This window comes from Pseudoruegeria aquimaris (assembly GCF_900172235.1).
Classification (GTDB): Bacteria; Pseudomonadota; Alphaproteobacteria; order Rhodobacterales; family Rhodobacteraceae; genus Pseudoruegeria; species Pseudoruegeria aquimaris.
Genome location: NZ_FWFQ01000002.1, coordinates 40,759 through 53,944, shown reverse-complemented (window position 1 = coordinate 53,944; position 13,186 = coordinate 40,759). Strand labels below are relative to the sequence as shown.

At 65.8% G+C, this 13,186-nt stretch carries 12 protein-coding genes; 10 read left to right on the top strand and 2 right to left on the bottom strand.

What is annotated here, in order from left to right; genetic code table 11:
• Positions 1-14 precede the first annotated feature (14 nt).
• The 5 genes from aptA (at position 15) to hydA (ending at position 4,816) form a co-directional block, all read left to right on the top strand.
• Positions 15-1,343, top strand: a complete 1,329-nt coding sequence (gene aptA, locus PSA7680_RS01640; protein ID WP_085866924.1) for an omega-aminotransferase AptA — start codon at positions 15-17, stop codon at positions 1,341-1,343.
• Positions 1,344-1,363: 20 nt separating this feature from the next.
• Positions 1,364-1,747 (top strand): ACT domain-containing protein, encoded by a 384-nt coding sequence (locus tag PSA7680_RS01635; RefSeq protein WP_217808311.1) that lies wholly within the window; start codon positions 1,364-1,366, stop codon positions 1,745-1,747.
• Between the two features lie 17 nt (positions 1,748-1,764).
• Entirely contained in the window at positions 1,765-3,015 is a 1,251-nt protein-coding gene (locus PSA7680_RS01630; protein ID WP_085866922.1) for a Zn-dependent hydrolase, read from the top strand.
• Positions 3,012-3,278, top strand: a complete 267-nt coding sequence (locus PSA7680_RS01625; RefSeq protein WP_085866921.1) for a hypothetical protein — start codon at positions 3,012-3,014, stop codon at positions 3,276-3,278. The genes PSA7680_RS01630 and PSA7680_RS01625 overlap by 4 nt, the downstream gene beginning before the upstream one ends.
• Before the next feature lie 77 nt (positions 3,279-3,355).
• Positions 3,356-4,816, top strand: a complete 1,461-nt coding sequence (gene hydA / locus PSA7680_RS01620) for a dihydropyrimidinase (protein WP_085866920.1) — start codon at positions 3,356-3,358, stop codon at positions 4,814-4,816.
• Positions 4,817-4,956: 140 nt separating this feature from the next.
• Here the strand turns inward: hydA and PSA7680_RS01615 are convergent, their stop codons facing one another.
• Positions 4,957-5,352 (bottom strand): cupin domain-containing protein, encoded by a 396-nt coding sequence (locus PSA7680_RS01615; protein WP_085866919.1) that lies wholly within the window; start codon positions 5,350-5,352, stop codon positions 4,957-4,959.
• Positions 5,353-5,404: 52 nt separating this feature from the next.
• Between PSA7680_RS01615 and PSA7680_RS01610 the strand changes: the two genes are divergently transcribed.
• The 5 genes from PSA7680_RS01610 (at position 5,405) to PSA7680_RS01590 (ending at position 11,110) form a co-directional block, all read left to right on the top strand.
• Complete coding sequence (locus PSA7680_RS01610) at positions 5,405-6,211, top strand: ABC transporter ATP-binding protein (RefSeq protein ID WP_085866918.1); 807 nt, start codon at positions 5,405-5,407, stop codon at positions 6,209-6,211.
• 224 nt (positions 6,212-6,435) lie between these two features.
• Complete coding sequence (locus tag PSA7680_RS01605) at positions 6,436-7,299, top strand: ABC transporter permease (protein ID WP_085866917.1); 864 nt, start codon at positions 6,436-6,438, stop codon at positions 7,297-7,299.
• Entirely contained in the window at positions 7,296-8,141 is an 846-nt protein-coding gene (locus tag PSA7680_RS01600; protein WP_085866916.1) for an ABC transporter permease, read from the top strand. The genes PSA7680_RS01605 and PSA7680_RS01600 overlap by 4 nt, the downstream gene beginning before the upstream one ends.
• 31 nt (positions 8,142-8,172) lie before the next feature.
• Positions 8,173-9,162, top strand: coding sequence for an ABC transporter substrate-binding protein (locus PSA7680_RS01595; RefSeq protein ID WP_085866915.1), 990 nt, complete (start codon positions 8,173-8,175; stop codon positions 9,160-9,162).
• Positions 9,163-9,310: 148 nt separating this feature from the next.
• Positions 9,311-11,110: a calcium-binding protein gene (locus tag PSA7680_RS01590; RefSeq protein ID WP_085866914.1), complete on the top strand. Its 1,800-nt coding sequence runs from the start codon at positions 9,311-9,313 to the stop codon at positions 11,108-11,110.
• A 101-nt stretch (positions 11,111-11,211) separates the two neighbouring features.
• On the opposite strand, the gene acs is transcribed toward PSA7680_RS01590, so the two are convergent.
• Positions 11,212-13,161: an acetate--CoA ligase gene (gene acs / locus PSA7680_RS01585; RefSeq protein WP_085866913.1), complete on the bottom strand. Its 1,950-nt coding sequence runs from the start codon at positions 13,159-13,161 to the stop codon at positions 11,212-11,214.
• Between the last annotated feature and the right edge of the window lie 25 nt (positions 13,162-13,186).

Below are 13,186 nucleotides of genomic sequence, written 5' to 3'. Positions count from 1 at the left end.
CAGGGATGCTGCCAATGGCACTGGATCAGAAATCGGCCCCGAACGACCTCTCGGCGTTCTGGATGCCCTTCACCGCGAACCGCCAGTTCAAGAAAACCCCACGCATGTTCGTTTCGGCGGACGGGATGTTCTACAAGACGGGCGACGGCCGCGAGGTGCTCGACGGCACGGCCGGGCTTTGGTGCTGCAACGCGGGCCACAACCAGCCCAAGATCGTGGAAGCCATCCGTCAGCAGGCCGGAGAGCTTGACTACGCGCCGGCCTTCCAGATGGGCCACCCCAAGGCTTTCGAGCTGGCCACCAGGCTCTGTGACATGGCGCCGGAGCCGTTCGAACACGCGTTCTTCACGAACTCCGGCTCCGAAAGCGTTGAAACCGCGCTGAAAATCGCGCTGGCCTACCACCGTGCGCGCGGTGAAGGCAGCCGCACCCGTCTGATCGGGCGCGAGCGTGGCTATCACGGCGTGAACTTCGGCGGCATTTCCGTGGGGGGCATCGTCAACAACCGGCGCCACTTCGGCACGCTGCTGGCCGGGGTGGATCACCTGCCGGCCACCCATCTGCCCGAGAAGAACGCCTTCACGCGCGGCCAGCCCGAACATGGCGCGGAACTGGCCGAGGATCTGGAGCGCATCGTCGCCCTGCATGGGGCCGAAACCATCGCCGCCGTCATCGTCGAGCCCATGGCGGGCTCCACCGGCGTGCTGCTGCCGCCCAAGGGCTACCTCGAACGCCTGCGCGAAATCTGCACGAAGCACGGCATCCTGCTGATCTTCGACGAGGTGATCACCGGCTTCGGGCGGCTCGGCTCCTCCTTCGCGGCGGAGCATTTCGGGGTGATGCCGGATCTCATCACCTGCGCCAAGGGGCTGACGAACGGGGTGATCCCGATGGGGGCCGTGCTGGCCACGGCCGAGATCCACGATGCCTTCATGCAGGGCCCCGAGCACATGATCGAGCTGTTCCACGGCTACACCTACTCGGGCAACCCGATCGCCTCGGCCGCCGGGCTGGCGACGCTGGAAACCTACCGCGAGCAGGGCCTGTTCGAGCGCGCCGCCGAACTGGCGCCCTACTGGGAGGAGGGGCTGCACTCCCTGCGCGGGCTGCCCCATGTGATCGACATCCGCAACATGGGCCTCATCGGCGCGGTGGAGCTTTCACCCATCGCCGGCGCACCCACGAAACGGGCGTTCCAGGCCTTCCTCGACTGCTACGAGAAAGGCGTGTTGATCCGCACCACCGGCGACATCATCGCCATGTCGCCGCCGCTCATCATAGAGAAACCCCACATAGATCAACTGTTTGGCACCTTGGCCGACGTGTTGAAAACCCTGGAGTGAGGCCGCAGATGGGGGCGCGCGTGCATCGGACCGAAGCCATGATCGCGGGGATGGCGCCACGGCTCCAACCCGGCCTCTGGGCCTTCCACACGGTCGATGCCGCAGCGCTCACCCCGGATCTTCTGGCGCGGGCGGCCGGGGCCTTCCGGGAGGAGGAGGGGCTTTCGCTGATCCTGCCCGCCGCGCCCGGCGAAGCGCTTGCGATGGCGCAGATCACGCTTCAGGTCCATTCCGCGCTCGACGGCGTGGGCCTGACGGCGGCGGCCTCCGGCGCGCTCGCCGCAGAAGGTATCCCGGCCAACGTCGTCGCCGCAAACCACCACGATCACATCTTCGTTCCGGCCGAGATGGCGGAGGCCGCGCTGCGCGCGCTCACCGCCCTGGCGGCGGAACACGCAACCTGACAAGGAAGGAGAGCCTCATGCCCGCCCCCGGCGAGAACATGAAGATCAACGGCCAGCGCCTGTGGGACAGCCTGATGGAAATGGCCAAGATCGGCCCCGGCGTGGCCGGCGGCAACAACCGCCAGACCCTCACGGACGCCGATGCCGAGGGCCGCAAGCTGTTCCAGAAATGGTGCGAAGAGGCGGGCATGACGATGGCGGTGGACGAGATCGGCAACATGTTCGCCCGCCGCGAAGGCACCGATCCGGAGGCCTTGCCCGTCTACGTGGGCAGCCACCTCGACACCCAGCCCACCGGTGGCAAGTATGATGGCGTCCTCGGGGTGCTGGGCGGGCTGGAACTCGTGCGCACGCTCAACGATCTGGGCGTGAAGACGAAACATCCGATCGTCGTCACCAACTGGACGAACGAAGAGGGCACCCGTTTCGCCCCGGCCATGCTGGCCTCTGGGGTCTTCGCCGGCAAGCACACGCTGGAATGGGCCTACGACCGCGTGGACGCGGAGGGCAAGCGCTTCGGCGACGAGCTGGAGCGCATCGGCTGGAAGGGCGAAGAGAAGGTCGGCGCGCGCAAGATGCACGCCATGTTCGAGCTGCACATCGAGCAGGGGCCGATCCTCGAAGCGGAAGGCAAGGACATCGGCGTCGTCACCCACGGGCAGGGGCTGCGCTGGATCGAATGCACGGTTACGGGGAAGGAAAGCCACACCGGCTCTACGCCCATGCACATGCGCAAGAACGCCGGCCGCGGCCTCGCGCTGATCACCGAGCTGGTTCATGAGATCGCCATGAAGAACCAGCCCAATGCGGTGGGCGCGATCGGCCACATCGACGTCTACCCCAACTCGCGCAACATCATCCCCGGCAAGGTCGTCTTCACCATCGACATGCGCACCCATCTGCTGGACAAGCTCAACGGCATGGTGGACGAGCTGCTGGAGCGCGCACCGAAGCTCTGCGCGGAGATCGGCGTGGACTTCGCCGCCGAGATCGTGGGCCAGTTCGATCCGCCCGCTTTCGACGAGGGCTGCGTGAAGGCCGTGCGCGATGCGGCCGAGCGGCTCGGCTATTCGCACATGGACATCATCTCCGGCGCCGGCCACGACGCCTGCTGGATCAACGACGTCGCCCCCACGGCGATGATCATGTGCCCCTGCGTGGACGGGCTTTCGCACAATGAAGCCGAGGAGATCACGATGGAATGGGCCACGGCGGGCGCGGATGTGCTACTACATGCCGTAGTCGAAACCGCGGAGATCGTCGAATGAACCGGACCGTCACACTTCTCGCCCTCATCCCCCTTGCCGCGCTGGCCGCCTGCGCCCGCGCACCGGAGGTGACGCAGGGCACCATCTCGCCGCAGGCGCGTGCGCTGATGCCGATCAAGCAGGATCTGTCCAGGGTCGTGAAGGGCGCCGACGGCTGCTACTACGAGGTGATGGAAGGCAGTCTGAGCGGCTATCTTTCGCCCTTCCAGGATCCGTTCCGGGAGGGCCGAAAGGTCTGTGATCCCAAACCGGCGGAAGGGTGAGGATCCGCCGCCAACCCATTGAGAAAAAAGCCAGCGCCCAGAATGGGGCGCGGCGCCAACCACAGGGAATGTGAGCCATGAGCAAAGTCATCAAGGGCGGCACCGTCTGCACCGCGGACCGGACGTGGAAAGCGGATGTGCTGATCGAAGGCGAAGTCATCAAGCAGATCGGCGAGGATCTGAAGGGCGATGAATACATCGATGCCGAGGGGGCCTACGTGATCCCCGGCGGGATCGACCCGCACACCCACCTCGAAATGCCTTTCATGGGCACCACCGCGGCCGAAACCTTCGAATCCGGCACCTGGGCGGCGGCGGCGGGCGGCACCACGATGCTCGTGGATTTCTGCCTGCCCGGCGAGGACGGTTCGATCAAGAACGCCATCAACGAATGGCACCGCAAGTCCGCGCCCCAGATCTGCGCCGACATCGGCTACCACATGGCCATCACGGGGTGGAACGAGACGATCTTCGCCGAGATGGAAGACGCGGTGAAGATGGGCGTCAACAGCTTCAAGCACTTCATGGCCTACAAGGGCGCGCTGATGGTGGAAGACGACGAGATGTTCGCCTCCTTCCAGCGCTGCAAGGAACTGGGCGCGCTGCCCATGGTGCATGCCGAGAACGGCGACGTGGTGGACCTGCTCCAGAAGGAGATGCTGGCCAAGGGCATCACCGGGCCGGAAGCCCATGCCTATTCCCGCCCGCCGGAAGTGGAGGGCGAGGCCGCCAACCGCGCGATCATGATCGCCGATGCGGTGGGCACCCCGCTCTACATCGTCCATGTCTCCTGCGAGCAGGCGCACGAGGCCATCCGCCGCGCCCGCCAGAAGGGGATGCGCATCTACGGCGAGCCGCTGATCCAGTTCCTGACGCTCGATGAAAGCGAGTATTTCAAGGGCGACTGGATGCACTCCGCCCGCCGGGTGATGAGCCCGCCCTTCCGCGGCAAGGAGCATCAGGCCAGTCTCTGGGCGGGGCTGCAATCGGGCTCGCTGCAGGTGGTGGCCACCGATCACGCCGCCTTCACCAGCGAGCAGAAGCTCATGGGCAAGGATAATTTCTGCCTGATCCCCAACGGCTCCAACGGGCTGGAGGAGCGGCTCGCGGTCCTGTGGACGGAAGGTGTGGAAACCGGGCGGCTGACGCCGAACGAATTCGTCGCCGCCACCTCCACCAACGTCGCCAAGATCCTGAACATCTACCCGAAAAAGGGTGCGATCGTGGAAGGGGCGGATGCCGATATCGTGGTGTGGGATCCGAAGATCTCCAAGACGATCAGCGCCGCCAACCACCACTCGGTGCTGGACTACAACGTCTTTGAGGGCTTCAACGTGACGGCGCAGGCGCGCTACACGCTCTCGCGCGGAGACGTGATCTGGGCCTGGGGGCAGAACAGCCAGCCGCAGCCCGGCCGGGGCCGCTTCGTGCCGAGGCCGCCGTTCGCGTCGGCCACGAAGGCGCTCTCGAAGTGGAAAGAGCTCAACAGCCCGCGCCAGATCGCCCGCGACCCGATGAACATCCCGGCCGGCATCTGAGCGGGGCCGGGCATTCAGGGCGCCCCGGGGTCGGCCCCGGGGCGATCACGCAGGACAGGCAGGACACGCAGGACATGGCAGAGGGGATGGCCGTCCGGATGACACGCAGAACGCACAGCTTGGGCACCCCGAGCGAGGGCTCACGGCACCAGCGCCTCCAGGTGGGGCAGCAGGGTGACGCTTTCCTGCTCGTTGGGATCGGTGCGCGCGATCACGGCCACGGCCGGGGTGTCGCCGGGATTGAACGGCAGATGCGGCACGTCGGCGGGGATGTAGATCATGTCCCCGGCCACGGTCTCCATCCGGTGTTCGAGCCGCGGCCCCCAATACATCACCGCCGCGCCCGACAGCACGTAGATCGCGGTTTCATGGGTGTCATGCTTGTGCGCCTTCGCGCGGCCGCCCGGCGGCACCGTGAGCAGATGCATGCAGATGCGCTGCGCGCCCACCGTCTGTTTGGCGATGCCCTCGAAGTAGTCGAAACCCTGCTTGCCGTGATAGCGCCCGCCCGCCCGCAACTTGATGCACTCCGCCATGATATCGCCTTTCGAAAATGACCAGAATGAAGAACAGAAAGTTGTCCCCCGCATGATGGTAGCACAGGCCCAGAGCCCAACGGCCCCCGTGATCGCCGCTGACCACCTCGATCTCACCTTCCAGACGAACGATGGCCCCGTCCATGCGCTCAAGGACGTGAGCCTCGACATCGGCAAGGGCGAGTTCGTCTCCTTCATCGGCCCTTCCGGCTGCGGCAAGACGACCTTTTTGCGCTGCATCGCCGCGCTGGAGCAGCCCACCGGCGGCAGCATCTCCGTCAACGGGATGAGCCCCGACGAGGCCCGCCGCAACCGCGCCTACGGCTACGTCTTCCAGGCCGCCGGCCTCTACCCCTGGCGCACGATCGGCGGCAACATCCGCCTGCCGCTCGAAATCATGGGCTACTCCAGGGCCGACCAGGCCGAACGCGTAAAGAAGGTGCTCGAACTGGTCGATCTCGCGGGCTTCGAGAAGAAATACCCCTGGCAGCTGTCCGGCGGCATGCAGCAGCGCGCCTCGATCGCCCGCGCGCTCGCCTTCGATGCCGACATCCTGCTGATGGACGAGCCCTTCGGCGCGCTGGACGAGATCGTGCGCGATCACCTCAACGAGCAGCTCCTGAAGCTCTGGGCCGCCACCGGCAAAACCATCGGCTTCGTGACCCACTCCATCCCCGAAGCCGTCTATCTCTCCACCAAGATCGTGGTCATGTCCCCGCGCCCGGGGCGCATCACCGACGTGATCGAAAGCACGCTGCCGCCCGAGCGCCCGCTGGACATCCGCGACACGCCGGAGTTCCTCGACATCGCCCACCGCGTCCGGGAGGGCCTGCGCGCAGGCCACGCCTACGATGACTGATCGCGCCACAGCAGCCCCCCGCCGCGCCGGCCACCGGGGCCCGGCGACGAGGGACCGACTTCGTTCACGGTCATCGGCTCCTCAGCCTGTACCGCGCATACAATTTGACTCAAGTTTGGTTACTTTGTTCTTAAAATACCTCCGCCGGAGGCATGAAAGTGAAACCGCGCTACGCGTGGTGGCCTTCGGCGAAGGTATTTGCGGAACAAAGTGGGAGGCGTGCCATGCGTAGCCTGCTTGCCGTGCTCACCGTGGTGGCCGCGATCGTGGCCATCTGGTATCTGGCGGCGATCCAGATGAATTCGAAATGGACGCGGGACCAGGCCGCGCGGGCGGGAATCGCGCTTTCCTTCGGGGAGGTCGTCGCCGATACGATGGCGCAGGAGCGCCCGGTGCTGCCCGCGCCGCACCAGGTGGTGGCCGAGCTCTGGAAGACCACCGTCCAGAAGAAAGTGACCTCGAAGCGCTCACTGGTGTTCCACGGCTGGATCACGCTGTCCTCCACGGTGGTGGGCTTCCTCATCGGCACCGTGGCGGGCATTCTGCTCGCTGTGGGGATCGTGCACAGCAGGGCGATGGACATGAGCGTCATGCCCTGGGCTATCGCCAGCCAGACGATCCCGATCCTCGCCATCGCGCCGATGATCATCGTGGTGCTCAATTCGGTCGGGATCCAGGGGCTTCTGCCGAAGGCCTTCATCTCGGCCTACCTGAGCTTCTTCCCGGTGGTCGTGGGCATGGTGAAGGGGCTGCGTGCGCCGGATGCGATGCAGCTGGACCTGATGAAGACCTATTCCGCCAGCAAGGGCGAAATCTTCTGGAAGCTGCGGCTGCCCAGCTCGATGCCCTATTTCTTCGCCTCCATGAAGGTGGCCATCGCCGCCGCGCTCGTGGGCGCCATCGTGGCGGAACTGCCCGCCGGCGCCATTCGCGGGCTGGGCGCACGGATGCTGACGGGCAGCTATTACGGGCAAACGATCCAGATCTGGTCGGCCCTGTTCATGGCGGCGCTTCTGGCGGCCTGTCTCGTGGGGCTCGTGGGGCTGTTGCAGCGCATCACCCTCCGGAAGATGGGGATGGCGCAATGACGGCTCTTCTGATCGCAGCCCTGTTCTGGGCCGCCGCCACCTGGCTCGCGGTGCGGATCGCCAATTCCCCGGCCAGCGCCACGCTTGCCGGCAAGCTGGCCGTGCCCGCCCTGCTGGGCGTCACCATCCTCGTGGTCTGGGAGGGCGTGGTGCGCGGGCTGGAGGTGCCGGCGGTGATCCTGCCGGCGCCGAGCACGATCGGCGGGACCTTCGCGGCCAGCCTGCCGATCCTGTGGGGCGATTTCGTGCAGACCTTCGTGAAGGGGGCGCTCTCGGGCTACGTGATCGGGTGCGGGGCGGCCTTCGCCACCGCGATCCTCATCGATCGCTCGAAGTTTCTCCAGGCTGGGCTGATGCCGGTGGGCAATTTCCTCGCCGCCATGCCGATCATCGGCACCGCGCCGATCCTCGTGATGTGGTTCGGCTTCGACTGGCAGTCCAAGGCGGCCGTGGTGGTTTTGATGGTCTTCTTCCCGATGCTGGTGAACTGCGTGCAGGGATTGCAGGAAAGCAGCGCGATGCAGCGGGACCTGATGAAGACCTATTCGGCCTCCTACTGGCAGACGCTCCTGAAGCTGCGCCTCCCGGCGGCCATGCCCTTCGTTTTCAACGGGCTGAAAATTTCCACGACCCTGGCGCTGATCGGTGCGATCGTGGCCGAATTCTTCGGTTCGCCCATCAAGGGCATGGGGTTTCGCATCTCCACCGAGGTGGGGCGGCTCGGGCTTGATATGGTCTGGGCGGAAATCACCGTTGCGGCATTGGCCGGTTCGGCCTTCTATGGTGCCGTGGCATTGATAGAGCGGGGGGTGACCTTCTGGCACCCGTCGCAGAGACGATAACGACAAAAAACATCAACAAGGAGGTTCGAAAATGAACAGACTGCTTTCCACCACGCTGGCCGGTGCGCTGGCCTTCGCAGCCCAGGGGGCCCTCGCGGCCGACGACCTGACGCTTCAGCTCAAATGGGTCACGCAGGCCCAGTTCGCCGGCTACTACGTGGCGCTGGAGAAAGGCTTCTACGAGGAGGCCGATCTGAACGTCACCATCAAGCCCGGCGGCCCCGACATCGCGCCCACCCAGGTGATCGCCGGCGGCGGCGCGGACGTGGTGATCGACTGGATGCCGAGCGCGCTCGCCGCCCGCGAAAAGGGGCTGCCGCTCGTCAACATCGCCCAGCCGTTCAAATCCTCCGGCATGATGCTGACCTGCCGCAAGGACACCGGCATCACCTCGCCTGAGGATTTCGCCGGCAAGACGCTGGGCGTCTGGTTCTTCGGCAACGAGTATCCCTTCCTGAGCTGGATGAGCCAGCTGGGCTATTCCACCGATGGCGGCGAGGACGGCGTGACGGTGCTCAAGCAGGGCTTCAACGTCGATCCGATCCTGCAGGGGCAGGCCGATTGCGTTTCCACCATGACCTACAACGAGTATTGGCAGATCATCGACGCCGGGCTGACGCCGGACGACCTGGTGACCTTCAAATACGAAGACCAGGGCGTGGCGACGCTGGAAGATGGGCTCTACGTGATGGAAGAGAAGCTCGCAGACCCGGCGGAAGTGGACAAGCTGACCCGCTTCGTGGCCGCCTCCATGAAGGGCTGGAAATACGCCGAAGAAAACCCGGATGAAGCCGCCGAGATCGTGCTCGAATATGACGAGACCGGCGCCCAGACCGAGAAGCACCAGAAGCGCATGATGGGCGAGGTCGCCAAGCTGACCGCCGGCTCCAACGGCGCGCTTGATCCGGCCGATTACGAGCGCACCGTCGCGACGCTGCTCGCCGGCGGCTCCGATCCGGTGATCTCCAAGGCGCCGGAAGGGGCCTACACGCTGGCCATCACCGATGCGGCGCTGAAGTAGGCCGCGTCGGATCGCGCAACACCGAGGGGCGGCCCGTCTGGCCGCCCTTTTTGCGTTTCGGGCCAGCCCCTTGGCGCCGGATTTGGGGGAAGGCGCCCAAATGTGCTACCTTGCGTGGATTGTTCAGTGATTGGTGAGGCAATTTTCGATGTCCATGCGCGCGCTTCTGGCGGTCTTCAACGGAACCAACCGAAACGACGTTCTGACCGGTGGCGCGGGGGGCGATCAACTGTTCGGCCTGGCCGGGCGCGACGAGCTGGAGGGCGGCGCGGGGGCTGATCTGCTGGACGGGGGCGCGGACACCGATCTCGCTTCCTACCGCAACGCGCTTTCCCGTGTCTGGGTCGATCTTGCGCTCGGGCAGGGCATTCTTGGCGATGCCGTCGGCGATCAATTCGTGTCGATCGAGGGGCTGATCGGCTCGGCCTATGCCGACAAGCTCTATGGCGATGCGGGCAACAACATCCTTCACGGCCTCGCCAACAATGACGAACTCGACGGCCGCGACGGGAATGACAGGCTCCAGGGCGGGGCCGGGGCCGACGTGCTGCGCGGTGGCGACGGCTTTGACACCGCCACCTACGTGGACTCCGTCTTTCGCGTGATCGTCGATCTGGGGGGCGCGGTTTCGGGCGGTGATGCGGCCGGGGATACGCTGATCTCCATCGAGGCCGTCACCGGCTCGATGCACAACGATATTCTCACCGGGGATGGCGGCAACAACCGGCTCCGGGGGCTGGACGGAAATGACACGCTGGACGGCGCGGGCGGCAATGACCGGCTGATCGGAGGGCGTGGGTTCGACAGCCTTGACGGCGGTGCCGGCACGGATTGGGCGCTTTATTCGCGTTCCGAAAGCGGCGTGACCGTCAACCTTGGCACCGGGCTGGGCAGCGGCGGTGCGGCGCAGGGCGATACGCTCACCGGCATTGAGAACCTCATCGGCTCCGCCCATGACGATCACCTGATCGGCGATGCGGGCAGCAACCGGCTCGTGGGGCTGGGCGGAGATGATACGCTTGAGGGCGGCGGCGGGGATGATCGTTTCTTCGGCGGCGCGGGGGGCGATGCATTCAACGGTGGCGACGGGTTCGACATGGCCGTCTACCGAGACGCCGGCCAGCAGGTGATCATCAATTTCCGCAACGCCCAGCATTCCGGCGCCGCGGCCGGCGACAGTTTCAGCGCCGTCGAGGGGATCGTGGGCACCGCCTTCAACGATTCCATCGTCACCGGCGATGCCGACAACCGCATCTTCGGGGGGGCGGGCAATGACTTCATGGATGGCGGCGATGGCAACGATCTGCTGATCGGCGGGGCCGGGGCCGATTTCATGCACGGCGGGCCGGGGATAGATACCGTGGGCTACCGCGGCTCCGACGCCGGGGTCACCGTGTTCACCTCGGGCGGGCTCAACAGTGGCGGCCACGCCGAGGGCGACGTGCTGAGCTGGATCCACAACGTCAACGGCTCGCTGTTCGATGATGCGATCACGGGCGATGTGCTGGCAAACCGGCTGCGTGGGCTGGACGGGGCAGACGTTCTTACCGGGCGCGGCGCTGCGGATGATCTGACGGGCGGCCTCGGGGCGGATCGCTTCGCCTTCGTCGATCTTTCCGACCACGCCGAAGCCTTGCTGGCACCGGGCGCGACGATTTCCGGCTACGCCGCGGAAAACGGGGATCGGATCCGCGATTTCACCGCCGGAGAGGATCTGCTGCGCTTTGATGCGGGCATGTTCAGCGGGGATGTGTTCAACACGGATAATGTTGCCGCGCTGGGGCTGGCCTCGGCGGCGGATACGGCCTTTGCTTTCACCGGCGGCACGCTGTTCTACGTGTCCTACGCAAGCCAGGCGAATTTCCTTGCCGGGCAGGCCACCCTCCGGGCGCTTGCAGATCTGGATGGCGTGGCCAGCCTAGCGAATTCAGATTTCGAATTCGTCTGACGTTCAAGGCCCTCCTCGCGGCAAAAAAAAGCCGGTGCCTCGGGGGAAGCACCGGCGTGAGAGAGAGGCGCTTGCCGGGGCAGGCGCGCTCGGGGAAAGCGTCAATGCCTGTTCATGCGGTTGGCGATCAGATCGTCCACCACGGCGGGCTCCGCCAGCGTGGAGGTGTCACCGAGCGCGCCGAAGTCATCCTCGGCGATCTTGCGCAGGATGCGGCGCATGATCTTGCCGGAGCGGGTTTTCGGCAGGCCGGGCGCCCATTGGATCAGGTCGGGCTTGGCGATGGGGCCGATCTCGGTGCGCACCCAGGCTTCCAGTTCCTTGCGCAGCTCTTCGGACGGCTCGATCCCGTTCATCAGGGTGACATAGGCGTAGATGCCTTGCCCCTTGATGTCGTGCGGGTAGCCCACCACGGCGGCCTCGGCCACCTTCGGGTGCGCCACCAGCGCGCTTTCCACTTCCGCCGTGCCCATGCGGTGGCCGGAGACGTTGATCACGTCATCCACGCGCCCGGTGATCCAGTAGTAGCCGTCGGCATCGCGGCGGCAGCCGTCGCCCGAGAAATAGTAGCCCTTGTAATCGGAGAAGTAGGTCTTCTCGAAGCGCTCGTGATCGCCGTAGACCGTGCGCATCTGGCCGGGCCAGCTGTCCTTGAGGCAGAGCACGCCCTCGGCCTCGGTGGTGGTGATCTCCTCGCCGGTCTGGGGATCGAGGATCACCGGTTGCACGCCGAAGAAGGGCAGGGTGGCGGAACCGGGCTTGGTGGCCGTCGCGCCGGGCAGGGGAGTCAGAAGGTGGCCGCCGGTCTCCGTCTGCCACCATGTGTCCACGATCGGGCAGCGGCCCTTGCCGACGACCTCGTTGTACCAGTTCCAGGCCTCCGGGTTGATCGGCTCGCCCACGGTGCCCAGCAGCTTGAGGCTGCTGAGATCGTGTTTCTCGACCCATTCCGGCCCTTGCCCCATGAGCGCGCGGATGGCGGTGGGGGCGGTGTAGAACTGGTTGACCTTGTGCTTTTCGCAGACGGCCCAGAAGCGCCCGGCATCGGGATAGGTGGGCACGCCCTCGAACATCAGCGTCGTGGCGCCGTTGGCGAGCGGGCCGTAGATGATGTAGCTGTGGCCCGTCACCCAGCCCACGTCGGCGGTGCACCAGAAGATATCGCCGTCGTGGTAGTCGAAGGTGTATTGGTGCGTCATCGCCGCATAGACGAGATAGCCGCCGGAGGTGTGCACCACGCCCTTGGGTTTGCCGGTCGAGCCGGAGGTGTAGAGGATGAACAGCGGATCCTCCGCCCCCATCGGGCGGGGCGGGCAGTCCGGCGCGGCCGTGGCCATCAGGGCCTTCACGTCCACGTCGCGGCCCTCGACCCAGGTCGTCTGCCCGCCGGTGTGCTTCACCACGAGGCAGCGCACCTTGTCCGAGCAATGCAGCAGGGCGGCGTCGGTATTGGATTTCAGCGGGGTGACGCGGCCGCCGCGCGGCGCCTCGTCGGCGGTGATCACGACCTTTGCGTCGCAATCGTTGATCCGGTTGGCCAGCGCGTCGGGGCTGAAGCCGGCGAAGACGATGGAGTGCACCGCGCCGATCCGGGCGCAGGCGAGCATGGCATAGGCGGCTTCCGGGATCATCGGCAGGTAGATCACCACGCGATCGCCGCGCATCACGCCCTGGCTCAGCAGCACGTTGGCCATGCGGCAGACGTTCTCGTGGAGTTGCCTGTAGGTGATGTGGAGCGCCTCGTCGGCGGGGTCGTCCGGCTCCCAGATGATGGCCGTCTGATCGCCGCGGGTTTCGAGATGTCGGTCGATGCAGTTGGCGGCGACGTTGAGCTCACCGTCCTCGAACCAGCGGATGTTCACGTTGCCGAATTCGAAGGAGGTGTTCTTCACCCTGGTGTAGGGGGTGATCCAGTCGATGCGCTTGCCGTGCTCGCCCCAGAAGCTCTCCGGGTCGGCGACGGAAGCGGCATACATCTGTTCGTATGTCGCCTTGTCGGCATGGGCATGCGCGGCGAATTCCGCGCTCGGGGCGTAGACGGCCTCGGTCATGGTTCGGCTTTCCTCCCTGAAGGGC